This is a genomic window from Candidatus Hydrogenedentota bacterium (genome assembly GCA_016791475.1).
Taxonomy (GTDB): Bacteria; Hydrogenedentota; Hydrogenedentia; order Hydrogenedentales; family JAEUWI01; genus JAEUWI01.
The window spans coordinates 61,018-82,294 of sequence record JAEUWI010000017.1 but is presented as its reverse complement, the minus strand read 5'-3'; the positions used below and the strand labels follow the sequence as shown (position 1 = coordinate 82,294).

The window sequence follows — 21,277 nt, the reverse complement described above, 5'->3', positions numbered from 1 at the left end:
ACGCGCCCCGGTGTTCGTGAGACTACATTATTTTCTCCCCGCACGGTCCACCGCCTGGCGAAGTCGAGGCCGGACACGGTGGTGGTAGGGGTCGTCCGTTTCCAACTGGCAGTGGTAAATCTCCACCAGGCGCAAGAGCGCGGCTTCAGCGGTGGGACTCTCCAGCCCCGCGCCGGCAAAGCGCTCGCGGTCGAGCAGGGCGCGCAAATGGAGAATCTCCCAGCGCCAGCTCGTGCGCGCCCACTCCGGCAGCCGGGCGTGAACACCCTCCGCCAGCGCGAAGGCGCGTTCGACGGCCTCTTTGTCGGCAGGTTCCTTTCGGAAAGCGCGGCCGACGGCGCTCTCCAAGAGCTCCACCAACGCCAGCACGTCTTCGGTCACGCCGGACCCAAATTCATAGGCGATGTATTCCTCCAGCGTGGCCCGTGCGGATTGGTCGCGATTCCAGTAGAACTGGAGAACGATGGCCTTGCTCATGTCTTCATAGATGCCTTCGCTGTAGGGAAAGCCGCCCTCGACCTTGTGCTTCACCTGGTCCCACAGGCGCTGGAAGCGGGCGGGCAGGGGATGGGCGCCGACACCGCCCCAGGGGGAGTTGCCCCACATGCTGATTTCGGGAAAATTGATGAGGGGCAGGTTGCCCGGCACGGTAACGTCCAGCGGATAGCGGGGGAAGTCCTCGTGGGAATCGGCCAGTATGTAACTTGCCCAGTCATTCTGCCTGGCCAGCACGTCCGTCAGGCCCTGCCACTCGCCTTCGGGTGGCGTGTCAAACATCCAGGTGCTCACGATGGTTTTGAGATTCGGAAAGTACTTCCGGCCAAGCAACGTAAGGTCTCGTGAGATCTTCACGTAGCCATTGCTGCCCCAGGGCGCGCATTGATCGCAGGAGCAGCCCCCTTCGTCGTAGGGCCACATGCAGACCAGATCCAGACCCACATCCGCCAGTCTTTGATAAAGCTTCTCCGTGTTCTCCATGAGGTAGGCGTGCCCTTTGGGATTGCTGGGGCAGATGGGATGGCCGCTGTTGCCCCGCCGCTTTGTCGGGTCGGGCAGGCGACCGGCGCGGATGTCCTGGGGTGCGCCGATGAACATGCAGTTGTTCAATCCGGTGACAAATTGCAGCCCCAGTTCTCGTGCGGAGACCACATACTGGCGCAGCTTCGCCATCGCGGGTTCCGCTTCGGGGTCATCCCAGCCCTGAAGATTGATCATGGGGAAGATGACCATGATGGCGTTCACGCCCCAGAGCGAGAGGTCTTCCATGTAACGAATCACTTCCGCCTCCGGCGCCTCGTGATACCAGTTGTGGAAGTGAGAGGCAAAGTACATGCCCCGCAGGGAGCCCTGCGGCGCCGAAGTGCCGCGCCAGCTCGAGGGCTGAAAGCCGCCATCGTAGCCGCTGGTGCGAAGGAACTTCCCAATGCCATAGAGCAGGCCGCTCGGCGAGCCCCCCGCGACACGAACCGCGCCACGCTTCTCATCAATACGGAAAGCCTCCGGGGGAAGCTTCTCGTCCACCGTCAGGATAACCGTTGCACCGCTTCGACCTTCGACAACGCGAACCGCGCATCGCTGCTCGATTCGATCCTTCAAGATTGCAAAGCCTCGGGCGACGAGGGGCTCCCCGTCCGCCTTGATTCGAACCTTCAGGGTCGATTCGGTGGAGATCTTCTCAGCCCCGTAGGCGGCGCGGGTCACGTCGGCAAAGCCGGCCAGGCCCAGCGCGGTGGCGCCCTTCAGGAACGTTCTGCGGTTGTGTGCATTCATGGATTGCTCTCTCCTTTTTCTTGGAGCCCCGATTCGCTCCAGTATCCCCCGTGTATCGCTGGGCCTGCGCCCGAGACGCGTCGGCCTATTGTAACCCATGGAACTCGGATACGCGATCACGACGCTGTCGCCACCTTGCCTCGCGCAGGAAAAAGATTTCCCGCTTGCTCGCCGGGGGAGGCGTGCCGTAGACTAAGGGCGCGCTGTGTAATCGCAACGATCACAAGGCCCGACGGGCGCGCATCGACGGGGGAGTCGATGTCGATGGACCGCCGTCGAACCGGGGAGACCCCTATGAAGTCCATTCGTGAAAAAATCAAAGAAAAAGGCGTCCTCGTGTCCGACGGCGCCTGGGGAACCCTGCTGATGGCCCAGGGCCTGAAAGCGGGGGAGTGCCCGGAGCTCTGGAATGTGGAGCATCCCGATGCGGTGCGCAGCATTGCCCGGCGCTATGTGGATGCCGGCTCCGATATCGTGACCACGAACAGCTTTGGCGGCTCGCGCATCAAGCTGGCCGCCTATGGCCTCGACGGAAGAATGGCCGAACTCAATCGCGCGGCCGCACGACTCTCCCGTGAGGCCGCGGGCGACGAGGTGAACGTGGCGGCCTCCATCGGGCCAACCGGTAAGATTTTGATGATGGGTGACACCAGCGAAGAGGAGCTGGCGGAGGTATTCGGCGCCCAGGCCCGCGCACTGGAAGAGGGCGGCGCGGATGCCTGCATTATCGAGACCTTTTCGGCCATCGACGAGGCCGTGGTGGCGGTGAAGGCGGTGAAGGCCTGCACCGCCCTCGAAATCATCTGCTCCTTTACCTACGACAGTTGTGCGGGTGAAACCTACTACACGATGATGGGCGCATCGCCCGCCGACATGGCGGCGGCCCTGGTGGCGGCCGGCGCCGATATTCTGGGCACCAATTGCAGCCAGGGTTCCGAGCCCATGATCGGTGTGGTCCAGGCCCTGCGCGCGGCCGCGCCCGACACCCCCATTCTCGTACATCCCAATGCCGGGCTGCCCGTGCTGACCGCCGAAGGCGAGTCTTATCCGGAGACCCCCGATTTCATGTCGGGTTGCGTGCCCGCCATGATCGCCGCTGGAGCAAATATCATAGGCGGCTGCTGCGGCACGTCACCGGACCACATTCGCGCCATCCGCGAGGCCATCGCCCGGGCATGATGACCCGGTAAAGGAGCCGCCATGAGCACAACCACGGAAGCCACCCTGTCCACCGTCGGCCAGTTGCGCAGCTTTATTGCGCCCGCCGCCCCGGCCACGCGCACCCCCTGTGATGGCTCGGAGTCCGACTTGCGCGTCGAGTATGGTTTCACTCCGCTCTGGTACAGGGCGAACTGCGACGTGGATTTTTCGGAGCGCTGGCACCTCGATCCCCTCTATCGCGGCGAAACGCTCGTGCGCATGCGCCGGGAACTGAATCGCCGTTTTCCCAGCCTGCAACTCGGCGGCGCCAACCCCGACGCGGCGCCGTCCACGCTGGATGGTGTGCACGGGGCAGTGACCATGTCGCGTATCTTCGGTGTAGGCGCGGAGTACTACCCCGACAACTGGCCCGCTGCCCGACACGAGTACCTGAGCGAAGCCCGGATCAAGTCGCTGGAAGTGCCGGATCTTTCCGCGAATCCGGTCTTTGTGCAGATTATGGAGCAGGCGGATCTTATCGAGCGCCACTTCGGACGCATCGAGGGCTACATCAACTGGCAGGGCGTGCTGAACAACGCCTTTCGGATTCGGGGCGACCAGATCTTTATCGACCTGATGATGGATCCCGCACTGGCGTGCCACCTGTTTGAGGTGGTAACCCGGACCATGATCAGCGGCATGAAGTTGCTCTATGCCCGGCAACGTGAATCGGGCGTCATCGTACGCCATGCCACCGTGAGCAATTGCGTGGTGAACATGGTTTCGCCGGATCAGTATCGCGAGTTCATTCTTCCATACGACCGGATGCTCTCCGAGGCCTTCGAGCATTTTGGAATCCACAATTGCGCATGGAATGTCGACCCCTATATCGAGGACTACGCGAGTATAGATAAGCTCGGCTACGTTGATATGGGAATGGATTCCGACCTCCGGCGCGCGCGGGATCTGTGCCCTCGGGCACGGCGGGCGGTGATGTATCGCCCGACCGACCTTACGGGCAAGTCCCTGGACGAATTGGCTGCGGATCTGGCCCGCATACGCCGAGAACTGAGTCCCTGCGACATTGTTATGGCGGATATCGAAGCGGACACGCCCGATGAACGGGTGCTGGACCTCGCCCGCCTCGTGGAAGCAACGCTGGATATCCCGCCCGACGCGTGAGTGACAGGTCGGGCCTCAGTGTGAGCGGGCGTAGTCCCGAAGGCACTCCACGTTGGCCAGCGGTGTCCCGCGAGGCACCTCGCAACCGGCCCCTACGATGTAAAGGGGGCCGGCATCTCGGTAGCAGTTATCAAGCGTGTCCGTAACCGTGCCCACGGAACTGTTGCGCAGCACCGAAACCGGATCCATATTCCCGAGAAGCACCTGCCGGGCCGGCATGGCGTGACGAGCGTCCGCAAGGGAAGCCATGTAGTCCAGATCCACGATGTCGCAGCCCAGACGGCCCATCCCCGCGAGGATGGCGGAAGTATTGCCGCAGATATGCAGGCGGACCAGGGTGCCCATGGCATGCAGGCCGTCCACCAGTTGCTTTTCATACGGAAAGACAAACTCTTCATAGAGGTGCGGGCCGATGAGGGACGCCGCGGCATCACCCACGCCAATAATACCGGCTCCGGCATCCACCTGCGCCTTCGCGAAGGCGAGGGCCATTTCGACATTGAAGGCGAAGAGATCGTGGATGAAGGCGGGGTCGTCGTAGAAGTCCATCATGAGGGTATTGATACCCCGCAGGTCGGCACCCTCGGCGCAGGGGCCCTCCACCCAGCCCTCAATGAGTTTCTCCCCACCCACGCGCTCCTTGAACAAAGCCGCGGCGAGCACCCGATCGTGCATTCGGCCGCCACCAAGCGGATCGGGCAATTTCAGCGTGAGCAGGTCGGCCTTGTTGGCGAGCCGCGCATTGATCTCGTCAATCGCGGGGGGCTGGTCGTCAAAATAGACCACCGTCGCGCCACAATCCGCGGCCTCCCGGCCGGGATCGGAGATGCACGACACGTGATCGAAGTCGAAGCGCTCCGCCGTGCAAATCTGGGCCTCCACGAGAACGCGGTGGTCATTCGCATAGTCGCGGTAATGCACGCCCGTCTGGTCGGCGGCAAACATCATGGTGATAGGCATCAGGGGGAGTGAATCCGGGGTTTTTCCGGAAAGCATGGCCAGAACCCGTTCGCGACCTGTCATTGTTGTCTTTCTCCCTCGATTTTCCTAGAAGGACAGCAGGCATTGCCAGACATACATGTTGGCAAGGCTGTCCACGTTGTCCCAGATTCGCTCCAGTATGCGTTCGTCGCCCTGGACTGGCGCCAGTTCTTTGCGCTTTTCGGGCCAGGGCATGCACGCCCCGGCCTTCAGATTCGGGACTGGAATCCTGGCCATGGCCTCGGCGACAGAGATGGGCGGGTTCAGGCCTGGGTTGGCGGGGACTGTAGAGGAACCCGTTGTGCTGTATACCCCGTAAGATCGGGTGAATTCGGTCATGGCGCGAACGTTTTCAACGCGGGCGTCGTTCTGGATGATCGCGCTCGCATCCATGATATAGCCGCCGTCGCCCGCGACCGCGTCAATGACATCTTTACAGCGGGCCGTCACCTGCTCCGGAGTGCCGTAGGAAAGAAGAGCGTTGGGAATGCCGCCGCTGATGCAGAACTTCTTGCCGAGCACCCGGTGGGCTTGGAGAATGTCACCGCGATCCACATGGTACTGGATGCTGCCGGGCGGCAGCTCCGCAAACGCTTCGAGGTGGGCATCCCAGTCGCCCTCGGCATAGAAGAGGGTCTGGTGGCCATGAGCCCACAGGGCTTCGATGATCGGCTTCAGCGTCGGCCAGTTGATCGTGTTGAAATGCTCCAGTTTCACGAAAGGCGCGCCGCCGCGATGGAGCCAGAATCCGATGGGAACATTCTTGTCCGGGTCGGCCGTCGTCAACGCCACGTGGAGCAGGTGCGGCATGAGGGCCTTGCAGGCTTCCAGCACCAGTTCCGGCCGCTCCAGCAGGTCCATCGTCAGGCCCATATAGCCCCGGAGCTTGTCGCCAAGAATGTCCAGGGGGGACTTGAAGATGCCCGCGATGGCGGAGACGGTGCCGCATTCCGCCTTCAATTGCTCGATGGCGGGTGGAAAGGCGTTGAAGTAGGCCAGCATGGCCATTCCGCCCTTGAGGAACGACAGGTTGTTGCGTGTCGTGACGGGCTCGCCAATGGGACACACATCCCGCGAAACGCGGGGGAGCCAGACATTCATCAGAAATCCCGTGGGATCGGCGATGAGTTGCTCGTACTCATCGGCCTGCATGAAGGATTGCCCCTCGGGAGGTTCGAGGAACTGGAAGGCGGTATCGGCGGGAATCTCGACGCCCGGCGTGGCGTAATACTTCAGGCCAATCGCCTGCGTGAGGCCGGTCCAGACGTAGACCATGCTGGCGGGGACTGCGTCCCAGTCAAAATCGGTGGCGCATTTTCGCATGGCGCGAAAGGCCAGATCGTAGTCGTGGGTGACCTGCTGGCAGGTGTAGCCCGCGTATTTGGCGGTGAACTCGGCGGCAAACGGGCGAATCGGAATGCGGTCCGGCTTGCCGTTTCTAAGCGCGGTCACATAGCGGTCGAAGCGTTCCGCATAGCGTTGGGCGGGATCGTTCCCCATCGTACTGTTCCCCAGTATTTCGTGACGCTCCCACTTCCCCAAGTCGGAGCCATTGCCTCTATCATAGATCGGCGGAGACGCGTTTACAATCATAATCTGCAACCGTACTTATCTCCGTGGCGACCGGGTGGATTTTAGGGTGGCCCCGACGGTCCCGCGAGGAGTATGATCAGGTCAGACGCTCCGCCCGGGAGTACCCGACACGGCAACGAGGCCGAGTCCCCGATCTCCCTCGCGGTGGGGCCGCCACGGAGAGAAGGGAATATGGACTCGCTGCTAGAACTGATTGCACTCCACACCGAACGGGGAAAAGTAAACCGGGACGCACCCTATCCGCCCGACCTCAAGGGTCAGGAGGGGGTGGACGAATTGACGGCCAGGGCCCTCGCCGAGGGCCTGGATCCGAACAGCGTCCTCAATGAAGGGTTGATGGCCGGCATGAGCCGTATCGGCGATAAGTTCAGCCGGCATCAGGCCTTTGTTCCCGATCTGCTCATGGCCGCCCGCGCCATGAGCGCCGGCATGGCCCACCTGAAGCCCTTCTTCGACTCCGGCGTCACGAAGCACAAGGGCACACTCGTGATCGGCACGGTCCAGGGGGATCTTCACGACATCGGAAAAAACCTCGTGGCCATGATCATGGAGGGTGGCGGCTGGGAAGTCATCGATATTGGGGTGGACGTATCCGCCGAGAAGTTTATCGCCGCGATCGACGCCCACCCGGGTTGTGTGGTGGGGCTGAGCGCCCTGCTGACCACGACCATGATGAACATGGAAAAGATTGTCCAGGCGATCAAGACGCAGCGGCCCGACACCAGAGTGATCGTGGGCGGCGCACCCCTGACCCAGGAATTCAGCGAGAAAATTGGCGCGGACCATTATTCCCGCGATCCGCAATCCGCGCTCCAGTTTCTGTCGGCTTCGAGCGCCTGAGCCACCGGATTGGAAAGCGTGTCCGCCATGTGCGAAGCGACGACAACCTGCGGCCCGGAAACCTATCACTTTCGTCTTGACGCGGCGTCCCTCGGTCTGACCGCAGATGAAGTCGCCCGGGGGATGGGCTATGCCGGTGGCGCGGCATCGACGCATTTCGCCGAGGACCTCGACCGGCTCCTGCTTGAGGCGCCGGCCCGCGCGCAGATCGAAGGCGGCTTTCGCGTTTTCTCTCCGGAAGACATTCTGCTGGAGACGGAAGGCTTTCGCGCATGCGGAAATGAATTCCACACGGGGCGTGTCATCGCCAGGCCCCTTCAAGGCGCTGCGACACTTGCGTTCTTCGTAGTGACCGCGGGCAAAGGGATGACCGATTGGTCTCAGGAGCTCATGGGGGGCGGGGATCACTTGCAGGCATATTTCGTGGACGCCCTTGGCTCGGAGCTTGTGGAGAAGGCCGCCGACCGGGTCGAGGAGCAAATCGTCGCGTGGGCCCTTAATCGGGGTCGGGGCACGACGAATCGGTACAGTCCCGGATACTGCGGCTGGAGTGTCTCGGAACAGCACAAGTTGTTCTCTCTGCTGCCGCCCGACTTTTGCGGAATCACGCTCACGGAGTCGGCATTGATGCAGCCGGAGAAGTCGGTGAGCGGTGTCATTGGAATTGGGGGCGCGGTGAGGAAGGAGGCCTACGGGTGCAAGATATGCTCCATGGAGGACTGCTTCCGGCGCGTGATCGACCGCGCACCAGGCGAGCAGGAAACGCTTGCCTGATCTTAAGGGCGATTGAATCGTGGCGGCGATCGCCGGGGAAAACCTGAACACAATCGTACAGCATGCGAATCGGGACGTTGACTGTGACGAACCCGGAGCGGCGCATGTCGAATACGGCAAAAGAAGGAGCGTGTCATGAAATGGAAAACAGATGAAGGCGCATGGAATCCCTACCTCGCGGGGGCGCTGGTGGGTTTGCTGGCGATAGCCTCGGCCGTGGCAACGACCTACGTGATTCCGAAAACCCAGTTTCTCGGCGCATCCACCACCTTTGTCCGCGCCGCCGGTCTGGTGGAAATGTGCGTCGTGCCCGACCACGTCGAGGGCAATGCCTATTTCACCAAAGAGAAAGTGAAAGTGGACTGGCAGTTCATGTTTGTTGTCGGCATCTTCCTGGGGGCGCTGATTTCCTCGCTCACCAGCGCCAGCTTCAAATTGGAAAGCGTCCCGCCAACCTGGAAGGCGCGTTTCGGCGACTCCATTGGTAAACGGGCCCTGGGTGCCCTTGGCGGGGGCGCTGTCGCCATGTTCGGCGCACGCCTCGCGGACGGATGCCCCAGCGGCCATGGGTTGAGCGGTCTGATGCAATTGTCGGTCAGCGGCCTGGTCGCAATGGCCATGTTCTTTGGCGCGGGGGCTCTTGTGGCCCATTTCATCTACAAGGAATCCTGACATGGGCGTACTGTTACTCGGGCTCATCACCGGTGTCATCTTTGGCGTGCTGTTGCAGAAGGGGCGCGTGCTTCGATTTGAGAAGCAGGTGGGCGCCATGCTCCTGAAAGACATGACCATCCTCAAGTTCATGATGTCCGCAATTCTGGTGGGGCTTGTCGGGCTGTATGCCTTGTCGGATCTGGGCATCATCACCCTCAGTCACAAATCCATGAACGTCGGCGGTGTTGTTCTGGGCGGCCTGCTCTTCGGCGCAGGCTGGGCCGTCATGGGGTACTGCCCCGGAACCTCCGTCGGCGCGTTGGCCGAAGGACGCTGGCATGCCATCTTCGCCGTAGTCGGCATGCTCATCGGTGCGGCCGTGTACGCCGAAGTCTACCCGGTGCTGTTGACCTCGGTATTGGCCTGGAAAGACTTCGGCAAAGTCGGTATTTCGGAGTCCCTCGGCGTTTCACACTGGGTGGTCATTCCCATTTTCGTAGCGGGAACGCTGGCGATGTTCGCCTGGTTTGAGAAGAAGAAATTGTAGTTCGGGAGTCATGCCCAAGTTGTCTTTGCGCCTTCGCGCCTTTGCGTGCGAATAATCTGAAAAATAGCGATTAACGCCTTTCTGAGGGCGGGTCGGAGAGTCAAATGCAAGTCTATCCCAGATTTTTCGGTCCGCTCTTGCAGAGCGCGATGCTATCGCTCTGTCTGATGGCAGGCGCAACCGCGGAGGAGGTGGCAGGCAACGAACCCAAAGCTTTTTCTCCCGCGCTCGGCGAGCGACAGTTGTTTCTCGATGATGCAGGTATCGCGATCATCGAGAATCTTTCGCGCACGATGCACACGCCCGTGAAACGGGGCGCGGTGCTCCGACCCACGCCGCCCGACGAGACTTCGCTCCAGACCCGGAGCGCGCCCGCATGGGACCCGGAGGCGAAGGTCTTCAAACTCTGGCTGTTGGCCTCGCGGACGGACGGGAGCAGCGGAACCGCCTACGCTGAGAGCGTCGATGGGCTTCACTGGACCAAACCCGCCCTGCGACAGAAGGAAGTGCGGGGTTCGCTGGAGAACAATCTGGTGACGCCCGATCCCGCGCGGGAGTGGCCGGCAAATGCCATTGAGAATGTGGTCTACGATCCGGACGACCCCGATCCCGCCCGTCGATTCAAGGGCTTCGCCCATTGCTACGACCGGGAGCCGATGGTGAGCCCGGATGGCATTCACTGGACCCTGCTCGATGTTCCAAAGCTGAAGTCGAGCGATGAGTCCAATCTGAGCTACGATACCCGGACCCATACCTTCATCGCCACGTTGAAAACGTGGGGTCCCCACGGGCGTTCCCATGTGATTATCACCAGCCAGGATTTCGAGCACTGGACGGAACCGGTATTGACCTTTCACGCGGACGATCTCGATCAGGAGATCGGCCGAAAGAACATCGCCGCCCGCTTCGCCGACCCTGCGCTTCAGCAGCCTTCCCACAATATCCCGGAAACCTACAATGTGGATGTGTACAACGTTTCCGTGTTTCGATATGAGGGGCTATATATTGCCATGCCGTCCTTCTATCATCAGACCGGTAAGGTCCCGAAGGACTGGCCAGGCTTTGACGACCCGCGTATCCCACCGGACATGGTAAAGGGCTACAAGGAAAGTGGAGACTGGAGCGGCTTCCACGAAGTGCAACTGATGGCCAGCCGTGACCTCAAAGAGTGGCAACGTCTCGGCGATCGCCAGCCCTTTCTCGCCTCCTCCAAACTCGGTAGCGGGGCCTATGATCTGGCCTGCGTGCTGCCCCCTTCGTTTCCCATAGTCCGCGGGGACGAGCTCTGGTTCTACTACACCGGCGGAATGAATTACGGGCTCGCCTTGAACAAGGGCGTGGCCTCGGACGCCTTTGCGGTCTGCCTCGCGGTGCTCCGTCGAGATGGCTTCATCTCGCTCGACGCGGGCGAAACCCCCGGGACCGTTAAGACGCCGCCATTCACGATGCCGGAGGGCGCTCTGTGGGTAAACGTGGATGCCTACGGCGGCGAAATTCGCGCGGAAGTGCTAATGGATGGGGGAGAGGCGCTCGCGGAGTCGACGGTGATTTCAGGCGATCATCCGCAGGCCGAACTGGTCTGGGAGCGTGGGGCGCTGGATACGATCCGGGGAAAAGAGGTGCGCCTGCGATTCACCCTGAGGAAGGGCAGCTTTTATTCTTGGTGGTTTGGCGAAAAATAGCGAGATTACCCTGCTGCAGGCCTTCGGAGGGCGCTCGGTAAATCCTTGTATGCATTCTAAATCCAAGCTGACCCACCGGCAATGCCGGCGAGAATTCAGCAGGCTCCACCGCTCCACCGTCAATCTTTGAGACAATAATGCACGAGGCTAACCGCCTTTGACAGTATATACTTCCACCGCGGCCCCTTTCAGGGGCCTTCCTCATACCACCGGTTCTACCGGTGGTTACTGAATTTCCCGCAAGCGAAGGCGCAAAGACAAGTAAGAATTGACGTGGAACTGGAATTGCCTGGCTCGCAGGAGGAATCGCAGTCGGGGGGTGATTTCTTTCCTCCCGATTCTTCTTCGTGCTCTTTGTGGCCGTCGTCGTGAAACATTGGGCCGCGGTCCGAGCAACCGGACGCGAAAACATAGTTGGATCGCGGTCGCGGGCGTGCTAAGATCCACACAATGGCAGGTTGGCAGCTAACCTTTCGAAAGGGAATGCCGCCATGCGTGCGCGCTCTATGCTGGTTACGCTATCACTGACCACCCTGGGGGTACTGGGGAACGCCATGTCCGAGGACTTGTCTGAACTTCGCACCCTCTTTGCCAATCCCACCCGCGAGTACACCACCGGTCCGCTCTGGGTCTGGAACGACATGCTGACCGAGGAGCAGATCGTCTCCACGCTGGAGGATCTCGCATCCCAGAATGTCCGACAGCCCTTCATCCATCCCCGCCCCGGTCTCATGACGCCCTACCTGTCCGACGATTGGTTCCGGCTCTGGAAAAAGGCGCTGGAGACCGCTGAGCGTCTGGACATGAACATCTGGATCTACGACGAAAACTCCTACCCGTCCGGGTTTGCCGGGGGCTACGTGCCCCAGGCGATGCCGGAGTCCCGTGGCATCGGACTGAAATTCGAGCCCCTCGATGCGCCACCGGCGTGGACGGAGGACATGCTGGCCGTCTTTCGAATTGACGGCGAGCAGAGCACGGAGGTTACGGCTTCGGTCAAGTCCGGCGCCCTATCGGGGCCAGGTTCCTACCTCGCCGTGCGCATCGAATTGGCCAAAGAGTCGCCCTGGTTCGGCGGATGGAGCTATGTAGACCTGCTGCACCCCGGTGTAACCCAGAAGTTTCTCGAAATTACCATGGGCGCTTACGAGCGTGAAATCGGTGACCAGTTTGGCAAGCGCATGCCGGGCGTATTCACTGACGAACCCCACCTGCGTCCCGGCGGACAGCTTCACTGGACCCCCGATCTGCCGGAGCAGTTTTCGAAGCGCTGGGGCTACAGCCTCACGGAGAATCTGGCGAGCCTTTCGAAGCCGGTGGGGGATTGGCGTCGGGTTCGTCACAACTATTACCAGACCCTGCTGGACCTTTTTGTCGAGCGCTGGGCCAGGCCCTACTACGACTACTGCGAATCCAAAGGCATCGAATTTACCGGGCACTACTGGGAACACGGCTGGCCGGACGCCACCACGGCGCCGGACAACATGGCGATGTATGCCTGGCACCAGCGCCCGGCCATCGACACCCTGTTCAACCAGTATGACGAAGGCGTCCACGCCCAGTTTGGCAACACGCGGTCGGTGCTGGAGCTCTCCAGCGTGGCCAATCAGCTCGGCAAGGAGCGCACCCTCTGCGAGGCCTACGGAGGCGCAGGATGGGAAACGCGCTTTGAAGACATGAAGCGCATCGGCGACTGGCTCTATGTGCTGGGTGTCAACACCATGGACGAGCACCTGTCGCGCATCTCCATGCGCGGCGCGCGCAAGGCCGATTACCCGCCGTCCTTCTCCTATCACAGCCCCTGGTGGGAGGCCTACCACGTCCCCGCAACCTACTTCGCGCGCCTCTCCGCTGCACTTACCCACGGCGAACAGGTCAATGAAATCCTCGTGCTGGAGCCCACCACAACGGCGTGGATGTACCAGGGAGAACCGGCGGATACCCGCGCGGCCCTGGGCGACGCCTTTCAGGCGCTCGTGGTGAAGCTGGCCCAGGCCCAGGTGGAGTTTGATCTGGGCTGCGAAGACATTATCGCCGATCACGGTGCGGTAAAGGGCAACCGCTTCGTCGTGGGCGAGCGGGCATACCATACCATCGTCATTCCGCCCCTGCTGGAAAATCTCAACAAGGAAACCGCCGCGCTGCTGGAGAAGTTTGTTAAGAACGGCGGCATCGTCTACTCCTGTGCGGGCGACTCGCCCAGCTATATCGGTGGTGTGAAGTCCGAAGCGGTCGCGAAGATGGCCGCCGGATGGACCGTAGCCTCTACCGATACCATCGCAGACACGCTCCTGGGGGACAGTGCAATCGTTCAACGCGCCGCAGGGGATCAAGGGATACTCTATCATCATCGGCGCCAGTTCGACGGCGGGCAACTGCTCTTCCTGGTCAACAGCAGTTTGGAGAATCCGACTCGGGGCACCCTGTCGAGTGGCGGACTTGCCGTGCGGCAATGGAATCTGGAAAGTGGCGAGATTGCGCCCTACGCCGCCGCCGGCGAACCGGTCACTTTTGAACTACCCCCTGCGGGAAGTCTGCTGCTCGAATGGCAAACCAACGGCGAGGACGCCGCGCCGGTGGTGACCAGAATCGCAGGCGGTCCGGTGGCAGCCACGGCGCCAATGGCTGTCAAGGCCACCGAGCCCAACGTACTCACCGTTGACTTTGTCGATGTGTCGGCCCAGGGCAAATCCCTGCAAGGCATCCACTATAGCCGCGCGGCCGAGTTCGCCTTTCAGCAGCACGGCCTCGATCACAATCCCTGGGATCACGCCGTCCAATTCAAAGACGACCTCATCAGCAAGTCCTTTCCCGAAGGGAGCGGCTTCACGGCGACCTATCGCTTCAACATCGCCGGGACCCCGCCCGCGGGCCTGCGTGTTGTGGTGGAGAGTCCGGATCTTTACACGATGACCTTCAATGGAAAGGCGGTCGGCGCCCTTCCCGGAGTCTGGTGGTTTGACAAGTCCTTTGGCGTGATTGACGTCGGGCAATTGGCGCGCGAAGGGGAGAACACGCTGGAGTTGGCGGCCACGCCCTTCACCATGCTGCACGAAATCGCGGCGATCTATGTGCTCGGAGACTTCGCACTGGAGGCCGTTGAGAAGGGATTCAGCATAACCACCGCCAAAGCGCTCCAGCCCGGCCCCTGGCGCGATCAGGGTATGCCCATGTACGGTGACACCGTGTGCTACGCCCAGACCTATGAGATCGCGGATGCAGCCGGTATCTATCGTGTCGCACTCTCGGATTGGTGTGGCAGCGTGGCCGAGGTGCGTGTCAATGGGACTTCCGCGGGTTACATCTGGCGTCAGCCTTGGACCTGCGATCTGAAAGGACTAATCAAATCGGGCGCCAACACCGTGGAGGTGCTCGTCATCGGTACGCCCCGCAACACCATGGGTCCCTTCCACGGCAATGCCGCGCCGGGACTTGCCGGGCCGGAGCACTTCCGTAAGGCCCCTGAAGCGGGGCCGCCCGCCGGAACGGAGTACAGCAACGTGGCCTATGGGCTGTTCAGCCCCTTCGAGTTAATACCCGTCACCACGGAATAATCGTCTGCCCTGAATGTCTGAGCTCCCGGTGACTGGCGCCTGCCAGACACCGGGAGTCGCGGGCCGGAATGAGGAGGACCACAACATGGCACAGGTGAACCTGAGTCGGCGCGGATTTCTGAGAAATGTGGGCGTGGCCACGGCCCTGGCGGGCGCGGGGCCGTCGATCAATGTCGCGGGTGCGAATGATCGCGTGATTATCGGCTTCATGGGTTGCGGCGGTCGCGGCCAGTTTCTCATGGACGAGTTTGCGCGCCGTGACGACGTGGAGATTCGCTGGCTGACCGATTGCGACGCGAACCGGCTCGCGGATGCGGCGAAGAAATTGCAAGGCATCACGGGCAGGGAAGTGAAGACCTCCCAGGATTTTCGCCACATGCTGGACGACCCGGAAGTGAACGGGGTCGTGGGCGCGCTGCCGGATCACTGGCACGCCCTGGCCACGATTCTGGCGTGTCAGGCGGGCAAGGACATGTACGTGGAGAAGCCCACGGCCCACAGCATCTGGGAGAGCCAGAAGATGGTCGAGACCGCGCGCAAATACAACCGCGTGGTTCAGGTGGGTGCTCAGAATCGAAGTAACGACTATGTGTACGCCGCCTTCGACTACCTGAGATCGGCGGACTTCGGCGATCTGCACTTTGTGCGTGTGCTGAACAGCAAGGAGCGAAGCAACATAGGGCGACCGGAGGATAGCGAGGTGCCCGCCGGTGTTGATTACGACATGTGGCTCGGGCCCGCGCCGGAGCGGCCCTTTAATAAGAATCGCTTCCACTATGCGTGGCACTGGTTCTGGGACTATTCGGGTGGCGACATCATCAACGACGGCGTGCACCAGATCGACGTCGCGCGATGGTTGATCGACCGGGATTACCCGAAGTCAGTGTCGTCCGCGGGCGGCCTCTATCATTTTGACGACGCCCAGGAGACACCCGACACTCACAGCGTAATCTGGAACTACGACGGGCTGACGATGGTTTTCGAGCAGGCGAACTGGGCGCCCTACATGAAGAAGACGCCGCTGGAAGTGCGCGATCTGGATATTCTGCCCAACTGGCCCTTCAGCGGAACGCGTATCGAGTTCTACGGCACAAAACAGGTCATGTACTTCAGCCGGCACGGCGGGGGATGGCAGTGTTTCGACGCCGACGGGCAATCCGTGAAAATCCACCACGGAAAATTCAGCCCGTCCAACACCGCCCACATCGCCAACTATATCGAATGCATCCGCTCACGACAGCAGCCCACGGCGGACATCGAGAAGCTGCACAAGTCGACCCTGCTCTGCCTCTACGGAAACGCCGCCTTTCGTTCTGGCCAGACGTTGACGATCAACCCGGAAACAGAGTACTTCAACGAGGAAGCGGGCAATCAATACGTGAAGCGTACCTATCGCGATCCCTGGGTGGTGCCGGAACAGGTCTGAAACCGTCGTCGGCCACGCCGCTGCCACGTCAGAATATGGAACGGGCGCCTGAAATCCTTCCGCGGAAGGGATCCAGGCGCCCTGGAGTTCTATACGGTTTCAGGAATGACCCACGGCGTCCGGTAATTCGCCCGCAGAAGCCGGTTCGCGTCATCGTTGTCGATGAAGACTTCCTTCTCACCATCCCAACGCAACTTCTGGTTGTTCAGCCGGTTCGAAAGATTGGCCAGGTGGCACAAGTTCATGGAGAGATGCCCATCGGCCACGTCCGCATTCGGCGCCTTGCGATCACGAATGCACTGGAAGAAATTCTCGAAGTGGAGCGGCGTCATCTCGTCCCACTTGTACTCCGAAAGCTCCGAGGCCACGGGGTGGGTGGAGCGTGTCTTCTCGTCGCCCTCATACACTTCCCAGCCGCCGCCATGGCGTCCGAAATACATGAGCCCCTGGGTGCCGAGGATCTCGATCTTCGTCGCACAGAATTCCCAGTCCGGAAATTTGCTCTTGTCCGGCAGCAGCACGATGCGGTGGTTGTAGGGGCACCAGAAGCCGCCCTCGATCATCATCGTGACCTTGTCAAACTCCAGTGTGGAGAATTGGGTGTCGGGCTGTTCCCGACCGTCGTTGTAGCGGTATACCCCGCCCGCGCTGAAGACGCTGTTCGGTGCCTTCTTGCCGATTAACAGACGCGCCAGATCCACCTGATGAATCAGGTCGCCCGTCAGTTCGCCGTTGTAGAAATCCCAGTAATTCTGGAACCAGCGACCCGGCCGGTAGGGCATCATGGGGGAGGGGCCGCACCAGAGATCATAGTCAATACCCTCGGGGACCGGCTCTTCCGGAGGCAAGGCGTTGGGTCCGCCCGCCTGCATGAGATAGACCCGCGCCAGCATCACATCGCCGAGTTTCCCGCTCTGAATGTATTCCAGCGCCGACTGGAGGTAGGGGCCGCTTCGGGTCTGCATGCCCACCTGCACGATGCGCTCATACTTCCGAGCCGCCGCGATCATCTGCTGGCCGTCCCAGATGCTCATCGACTGGGGCTTCTCGACGTAGACGTCCTTGCCCGCCTGGCAGGCCATAATCGTCGCCAGGGCGTGCCACCGATCCGAAGTGGCCACCACAATCGCATCCACCTCGGGATCTTCCAGCATTTTCCGAAAGTCCTGCACGAAGGTCGGCCGGTACTCGTGCCCCTCCATCACAATTTCGGTGGCAGGTCCCGCACAGCGCGTGTCGGCGTCGCAGATGTACTTGATGTGAACATTGGAGCTCATGACGAGGCTGGTCAGCAGGGAACGTCCACGCCCGCCGAGGCCCATCACCCCCACCACCACCTTGTCCTGGGCCGCGGTTGATCGCGCCGCGCTCAGAGCGGCCAGCGTCGCCGCCGCGCCCAGTGACCCTTTGATGAAGCTTCTTCGTTTCAACGTGCTCATTGTGTCGCCCTTTCAAGGTGATCGACGCGGCGCGGGTTCAGCGTCGCGTCGTTAAGGTCAGGGTGCCGGAGACGGCGCATACACGCCGCGAAAGCCCATCGTGCCGCCTTCCTTCAACGGCAGGGTGGTCGCGCCCGACACACCGTCGCAGCCTTCCGGCAAGTCGAGCCACGAGCCGCCGCGCACCACACGATAACCGTCAAGGCCCGTATGGTACGGCGTGGTGTACCAGTTCAGTGTCCACTCGTTCACGTTGCCCGCCATGTCGTGGACGCCGTACGGGCTGGTGTACGCCGCAAAACTGCCCACGGGCGCCGTACTGGCGAAGCCGTCCCCTTCGCCGTCGTAGTTGCAACGCTGTATGCCGCCGTCGTTCGGAAGCTCGTCGCCCCAGGGATACCGGCGATTCACATTCGGATTCGGTTCCTGCTTCTGTTCGTCGCCATCCAGAAAGTTCCCTCCCCGATAGGCTTTTTCCCACTCCGCTTCATCCGGGAGGCGCAGGCCGCACCACCGCAGAAATCCGGCGGCGTCGTACCACGATACATACGACACGGGATAGTTTTCCCGGCCCGGCGCGGCGGTGAAGACGCCATCCGCGCCTTTCACAATGCCGCATCGCTCCAGATTTTCCATCTTCGTGTTGAAGCCCGTTCCACCGATGCCGGCCTCATTGAGATAGTCCACGTACATGCCTGTCGTGGTTTCGTAGCGCCCGATGTGATAGAGCGGAAGGGACGACCTCTGCGGGTTCTTGCCGGATTGATCGCGGCCCTGTCCCGCGAGGCTCTTCATGGCGAATTCGCCACCGGGCACCCGCGCCATGGCGATGGCGCGCACGCGAAACTCCGCGCCGGCCAGGGCGGGGAAATCGCGCTCCGCCGTGCCCCACCAGATCACCTTTTTCGCGCCCGCTTCTTCCACGATGCCCACGCCGTTTCCCTGAAGATTTTCCGGCGAAAGCAATCGCCAGGGGGCCTCGGGCGCGATCCGGTAGTGAATGAAAACGTAGGCGGGCGTCTTCGGTGAGAGGTCCGCGCCATTCAGCGTGTATTCGATGATGACACGCGGCCCCGCCAACTCGGTGGGTTCCTCCCAGGCGTTGGCGCCGTCGACGGGCAGCCACTGGGCACTGCTTTGAATCGAAAATCCAGCCGCAAGGGCCAGCACAACCATGGAAGCACGTAACATCGCAGGTTCCCCGAACTTGATCCAATGCGCTTGAGTGAACGGGGTGAGTATACACCCCTTCAACGCGATGGAGAAGCAAAAACGATACCCGGAAACTCGGCGCCGCGCGGCCTTCCTGTACTGGCATGGTAAATGCATCAATAAAGACAGATTCCAGAGAAAAGCCGCTCCCGCTTTCACCAACCGCCAAAGTATACAGGCCCCAGGACGCGGGAATGGCCCGGAAGGAAGCAACGATCAGTGTTCGGCAGGCAGGTCACTGTCCGGCTGATGGCAACAATTGAACAAAAGTGTATTGAACATATCTGACCCCGCTGCTTGACGGTCTGTCGACTATGGAGGCTTTGCAGTCATGATCGGAATCGGAATTAACCTGGAATTTGTCCGCCACGCGGACAAGCCCTTCGAGTGGGCGGTGGAAAAAGCCGCAAGCCTCGGCTATGAGTTCGTGGAGCCCATGGTTCACTGGGGGCGAGAGTTGCTTAGTGAAGCGGGCTACTTTCACAGCGTCTCGATGCTGGACGATCCCTACCGGATCAAGCGCGCCTGCGAGCGCGCGGGGGTGCGCCTCTCCGGTCTGTCCACGCACACGCCCCTCTGTAAACCGGAAATCAGCACCGAGTATCTCAAGCAGGCAGTCCGCTTCGCCGCGGAGTGCGGCGCTCCGGTCGTCAACACCGACGAAGGACCGAAACCTGTCTGGACCACGGCGGAGGAGGATCACGTCCTCATGCGCTACGTGCTGCGGGAGGCGGCCCCACTGGCCGAGTCCCGTGGAATTCTCATCGGCATTGAACCCCACCAGCAATACAGCAAGACCCCCGAAGGGCTGGACCGGATCTGGGGGCTCGTCGAATCGCCATCCATCGGGATCAACTTCGACACGGGCAACAGCTACCTGTCGGGTGAAGATCCCATAGACTGGCTGAACCGCGTCCTGGACCGCCTGGTCCATCTCCATGCGAAGGACATCTCCATGGAGCAGTCCCACACCGAGCGCGGGCGCGTTACCGGTACGCCGGTGGGCTGTGCCTGCGGCGATGGCGTAATCGACTGGGCCGAGGTCATCGACTCGTGTCGGAAGGCCCCCCGCGACATCGTGCTCTCCGTCGAGTGCGGGACGGTGGAGCAGGCCGCGCGGAGCATCGCTCACTTGCGGAATCTGGTGAAGGGCTGAAGCGGCCCGGCGTCTTCCGCCGGGGCGAGGACGGCCATCCGCCCCCGAAGGGGAGCGCGAATTGTAAGTGTCGTTGAAGTATCTGGAAACCTGGTAGTTTTGGGGATTCCAACATGTTTTGCAGTACGGGAATATCAAGCTCGCCCTGTGGCATTTCCAAGGGTTGGGTCCATGCCGCCGAAGGCCGCTGGAGCGAGCGTCAGCGTCTCCTGAACGCCCTGTGGAAACACCCCTTCACAGTTGGAAGCTGGATCGGAGGATTTGAACGCAATGGAATTCGCGCAACCCTGTTCGCCCGGCGCATTTCCCGCACCCTGCGCGCGCACCGCTTTGTGGCGGTGGTCCTGGCCGTCGTTGCGTCTCTTCCCATGGCCCTGGCGCCGAGCCATCCGCTCTCGGTCTACGCTTTCCTGGCCCAACGCTATGCGGCGTGCTTCTTCGCGCCGGGCGAGGGCGGGAATGAACTCTCGGCTTTCCTCACTTCGGAGGTGCAGGTGGCCCGCTATCGAGAGGAGATCTGCGGCGATATGCGCGATTCAAGCGGAGGAATGATTTTCGCCATCGTCCGCGCGCCCGACGGCGGCTACCGGCACGTGGCACTGCGCACTTGGAACGCATTGCTGCCCGATGCGCTCGCCCAATCGCTCGGGACCTATATGGACTACAAGGAAATACCCTATCTGGGCGACGAAGTGGCCTTGTGGCTGCGGGGAGAAGCCATCGTGGCGATGGGGCACTATCACCCCTTCGGCGGCGGCCCCTCACGGGGCGACCGGCTGGCGCGGCGCTTCTCGGCGACCTCCGAGGTGGTGGTTTCCAACGGCCTGATTCCCTTTATCTACCTGGACGGAGCGTTGCTTTCCTATGGCGACGCGGGCCAGTTGAACACGGACGTTTTCAGAAGTATCAGGATGATGGAGAAGTCCCTGACCATGGCCCTGGGTGAGTTGCCCGTCGATGCGGGACAGCCCACCGCCGGGCTGCGGACTTTCCTCGCTTATCTGAAAGATAGTCGCCATGTCGACATCTGGGATAAGGCGGCTATAGGCGCGGAAGTGACGGGGCTGTGCGATGAGTTTCGGCGGACCTACGCCCCGGCATTTACCGCCGGCTTCTCACCTTCGAGCTACCCGGGGGACCTCGATCGGGCGTCCATGCTCGGTAACTTATCGTCGACAGAGATGTGGGCCCGCAGCCTCCGCGCCGTGAAGGTGGCTTCGGTCCGGCGCCCCAATCGAATGGCGGGTGGTAACGGCGTCACAGATTACGCGTGGAAAAAGAGCGAGCTTTCAAGGCTCAAGATTCCCATCGAAGCGGAGTACTGATC

16 protein-coding genes are annotated in these 21,277 nt (G+C 61.5%); 11 read left to right on the top strand and 5 right to left on the bottom strand.

What is annotated here, in order from left to right; all coding sequences use genetic code 11:
* Window positions 1-27 precede the first annotated feature (27 nt).
* Window positions 28-1,770, bottom strand: a complete 1,743-nt coding sequence (locus tag JNK74_11230) for a hypothetical protein (protein ID MBL7646751.1) — start codon at window positions 1,768-1,770, stop codon at window positions 28-30.
* A 294-nt stretch (window positions 1,771-2,064) separates the two neighbouring features.
* Here JNK74_11230 and JNK74_11225 point away from each other — a divergent pair, with 294 nt between their 5' ends.
* Both JNK74_11225 and JNK74_11220 read left to right on the top strand, forming a co-directional pair.
* On the top strand, window positions 2,065-2,949 hold the full coding sequence (locus tag JNK74_11225; protein ID MBL7646750.1) for a homocysteine S-methyltransferase family protein: 885 nt from the start codon (window positions 2,065-2,067) through the stop codon (window positions 2,947-2,949).
* A gap of 21 nt (window positions 2,950-2,970) precedes the next feature.
* Entirely contained in the window at window positions 2,971-4,092 is a 1,122-nt protein-coding gene (locus JNK74_11220) for a hypothetical protein (GenBank protein ID MBL7646749.1), read from the top strand.
* Between the two features lie 15 nt (window positions 4,093-4,107).
* Here the strand turns inward: JNK74_11220 and JNK74_11215 are convergent, their stop codons facing one another.
* Window positions 4,108-5,115, bottom strand: coding sequence for a uroporphyrinogen decarboxylase family protein (locus JNK74_11215; protein ID MBL7646748.1), 1,008 nt, complete (start codon window positions 5,113-5,115; stop codon window positions 4,108-4,110).
* 24 nt (window positions 5,116-5,139) lie between these two features.
* Complete coding sequence (locus JNK74_11210) at window positions 5,140-6,573, bottom strand: hypothetical protein (protein ID MBL7646747.1); 1,434 nt, start codon at window positions 6,571-6,573, stop codon at window positions 5,140-5,142.
* 264 nt (window positions 6,574-6,837) lie between these two features.
* On the opposite strand from JNK74_11210, the gene JNK74_11205 reads away from it, so the two are divergent.
* The 7 genes from JNK74_11205 to JNK74_11175 all read left to right on the top strand — a co-directional run bounded on the left by JNK74_11205 (window position 6,838) and on the right by JNK74_11175 (window position 16,143).
* Window positions 6,838-7,506 (top strand): corrinoid protein, encoded by a 669-nt coding sequence (locus tag JNK74_11205; GenBank protein MBL7646746.1) that lies wholly within the window; start codon window positions 6,838-6,840, stop codon window positions 7,504-7,506.
* A gap of 18 nt (window positions 7,507-7,524) precedes the next feature.
* Complete coding sequence (locus tag JNK74_11200; GenBank protein MBL7646745.1) at window positions 7,525-8,280, top strand: methionine synthase; 756 nt, start codon at window positions 7,525-7,527, stop codon at window positions 8,278-8,280.
* 135 nt (window positions 8,281-8,415) lie between these two features.
* The gene (locus JNK74_11195; protein MBL7646744.1) at window positions 8,416-8,952 is read left to right on the top strand and encodes a YeeE/YedE family protein; all 537 of its coding nucleotides are present in this window, start codon (window positions 8,416-8,418) and stop codon (window positions 8,950-8,952) included.
* Between the two features lies 1 nt (window position 8,953).
* Window positions 8,954-9,481: a YeeE/YedE family protein gene (locus JNK74_11190; GenBank protein MBL7646743.1), complete on the top strand. Its 528-nt coding sequence runs from the start codon at window positions 8,954-8,956 to the stop codon at window positions 9,479-9,481.
* A 104-nt stretch (window positions 9,482-9,585) separates the two neighbouring features.
* Entirely contained in the window at window positions 9,586-11,163 is a 1,578-nt protein-coding gene (locus tag JNK74_11185) for a hypothetical protein (GenBank protein ID MBL7646742.1), read from the top strand.
* 491 nt (window positions 11,164-11,654) lie between these two features.
* Window positions 11,655-14,717 (top strand): hypothetical protein, encoded by a 3,063-nt coding sequence (locus JNK74_11180; protein MBL7646741.1) that lies wholly within the window; start codon window positions 11,655-11,657, stop codon window positions 14,715-14,717.
* A gap of 85 nt (window positions 14,718-14,802) precedes the next feature.
* Entirely contained in the window at window positions 14,803-16,143 is a 1,341-nt protein-coding gene (locus JNK74_11175; protein MBL7646740.1) for a Gfo/Idh/MocA family oxidoreductase, read from the top strand.
* Between the two features lie 89 nt (window positions 16,144-16,232).
* Here JNK74_11175 and JNK74_11170 read toward each other — a convergent pair whose 3' ends face one another.
* Together JNK74_11170 and JNK74_11165 are read right to left on the bottom strand one after the other, a co-directional pair.
* Window positions 16,233-17,582 carry a Gfo/Idh/MocA family oxidoreductase gene (locus JNK74_11170; GenBank protein ID MBL7646739.1) on the bottom strand — a complete coding sequence of 450 codons (1,350 nt, stop codon included), beginning with the start codon at window positions 17,580-17,582 and terminating at the stop codon, window positions 16,233-16,235.
* Window positions 17,583-17,639: 57 nt separating this feature from the next.
* On the bottom strand, window positions 17,640-18,407 hold the full coding sequence (locus JNK74_11165) for an SUMF1/EgtB/PvdO family nonheme iron enzyme (protein MBL7646738.1): 768 nt from the start codon (window positions 18,405-18,407) through the stop codon (window positions 17,640-17,642).
* 718 nt (window positions 18,408-19,125) lie between these two features.
* Between JNK74_11165 and JNK74_11160 the strand changes: the two genes are divergently transcribed.
* Together JNK74_11160 and JNK74_11155 are read left to right on the top strand one after the other, a co-directional pair.
* A complete protein-coding gene (locus JNK74_11160) occupies window positions 19,126-19,950 on the top strand; it encodes a sugar phosphate isomerase/epimerase (GenBank protein ID MBL7646737.1) in 825 nt (274 codons plus the stop codon).
* Between the two features lie 113 nt (window positions 19,951-20,063).
* Window positions 20,064-21,275, top strand: a complete 1,212-nt coding sequence (locus JNK74_11155) for a hypothetical protein (protein ID MBL7646736.1) — start codon at window positions 20,064-20,066, stop codon at window positions 21,273-21,275.
* The last annotated feature ends 2 nt before the right edge of the window (window positions 21,276-21,277 follow it).

Excerpts from the sequence above, each read along its gene's own strand:
- JNK74_11230 (MBL7646751.1), bottom strand. The coding sequence starts at position 1,770 with ATGAATGCACACAACCGCAGAACGTTCCTGAAGGGCGCCACCGCGCTG.
- JNK74_11225 (MBL7646750.1), top strand. The coding sequence starts at position 2,065 with ATGAAGTCCATTCGTGAAAAAATCAAAGAAAAAGGCGTCCTCGTGTCC.
- JNK74_11220 (MBL7646749.1), top strand. The coding sequence starts at position 2,971 with ATGAGCACAACCACGGAAGCCACCCTGTCCACCGTCGGCCAGTTGCGC.
- JNK74_11215 (MBL7646748.1), bottom strand. The coding sequence starts at position 5,115 with ATGACAGGTCGCGAACGGGTTCTGGCCATGCTTTCCGGAAAAACCCCG.
- JNK74_11210 (MBL7646747.1), bottom strand. The coding sequence starts at position 6,573 with ATGGGGAACGATCCCGCCCAACGCTATGCGGAACGCTTCGACCGCTAT.
- JNK74_11205 (MBL7646746.1), top strand. The coding sequence starts at position 6,838 with ATGGACTCGCTGCTAGAACTGATTGCACTCCACACCGAACGGGGAAAA.
- JNK74_11195 (MBL7646744.1), top strand. The coding sequence starts at position 8,416 with ATGAAATGGAAAACAGATGAAGGCGCATGGAATCCCTACCTCGCGGGG.
- JNK74_11190 (MBL7646743.1), top strand. The coding sequence starts at position 8,954 with ATGGGCGTACTGTTACTCGGGCTCATCACCGGTGTCATCTTTGGCGTG.
- JNK74_11185 (MBL7646742.1), top strand. The coding sequence starts at position 9,586 with ATGCAAGTCTATCCCAGATTTTTCGGTCCGCTCTTGCAGAGCGCGATG.
- JNK74_11180 (MBL7646741.1), top strand. The coding sequence starts at position 11,655 with ATGCGTGCGCGCTCTATGCTGGTTACGCTATCACTGACCACCCTGGGG.
- JNK74_11175 (MBL7646740.1), top strand. The coding sequence starts at position 14,803 with ATGGCACAGGTGAACCTGAGTCGGCGCGGATTTCTGAGAAATGTGGGC.
- JNK74_11170 (MBL7646739.1), bottom strand. The coding sequence starts at position 17,582 with ATGAGCACGTTGAAACGAAGAAGCTTCATCAAAGGGTCACTGGGCGCG.
- JNK74_11165 (MBL7646738.1), bottom strand. The coding sequence starts at position 18,407 with ATGGCGCGGGTGCCCGGTGGCGAATTCGCCATGAAGAGCCTCGCGGGA.
- JNK74_11160 (MBL7646737.1), top strand. The coding sequence starts at position 19,126 with ATGATCGGAATCGGAATTAACCTGGAATTTGTCCGCCACGCGGACAAG.
- JNK74_11155 (MBL7646736.1), top strand. The coding sequence starts at position 20,064 with ATGTTTTGCAGTACGGGAATATCAAGCTCGCCCTGTGGCATTTCCAAG.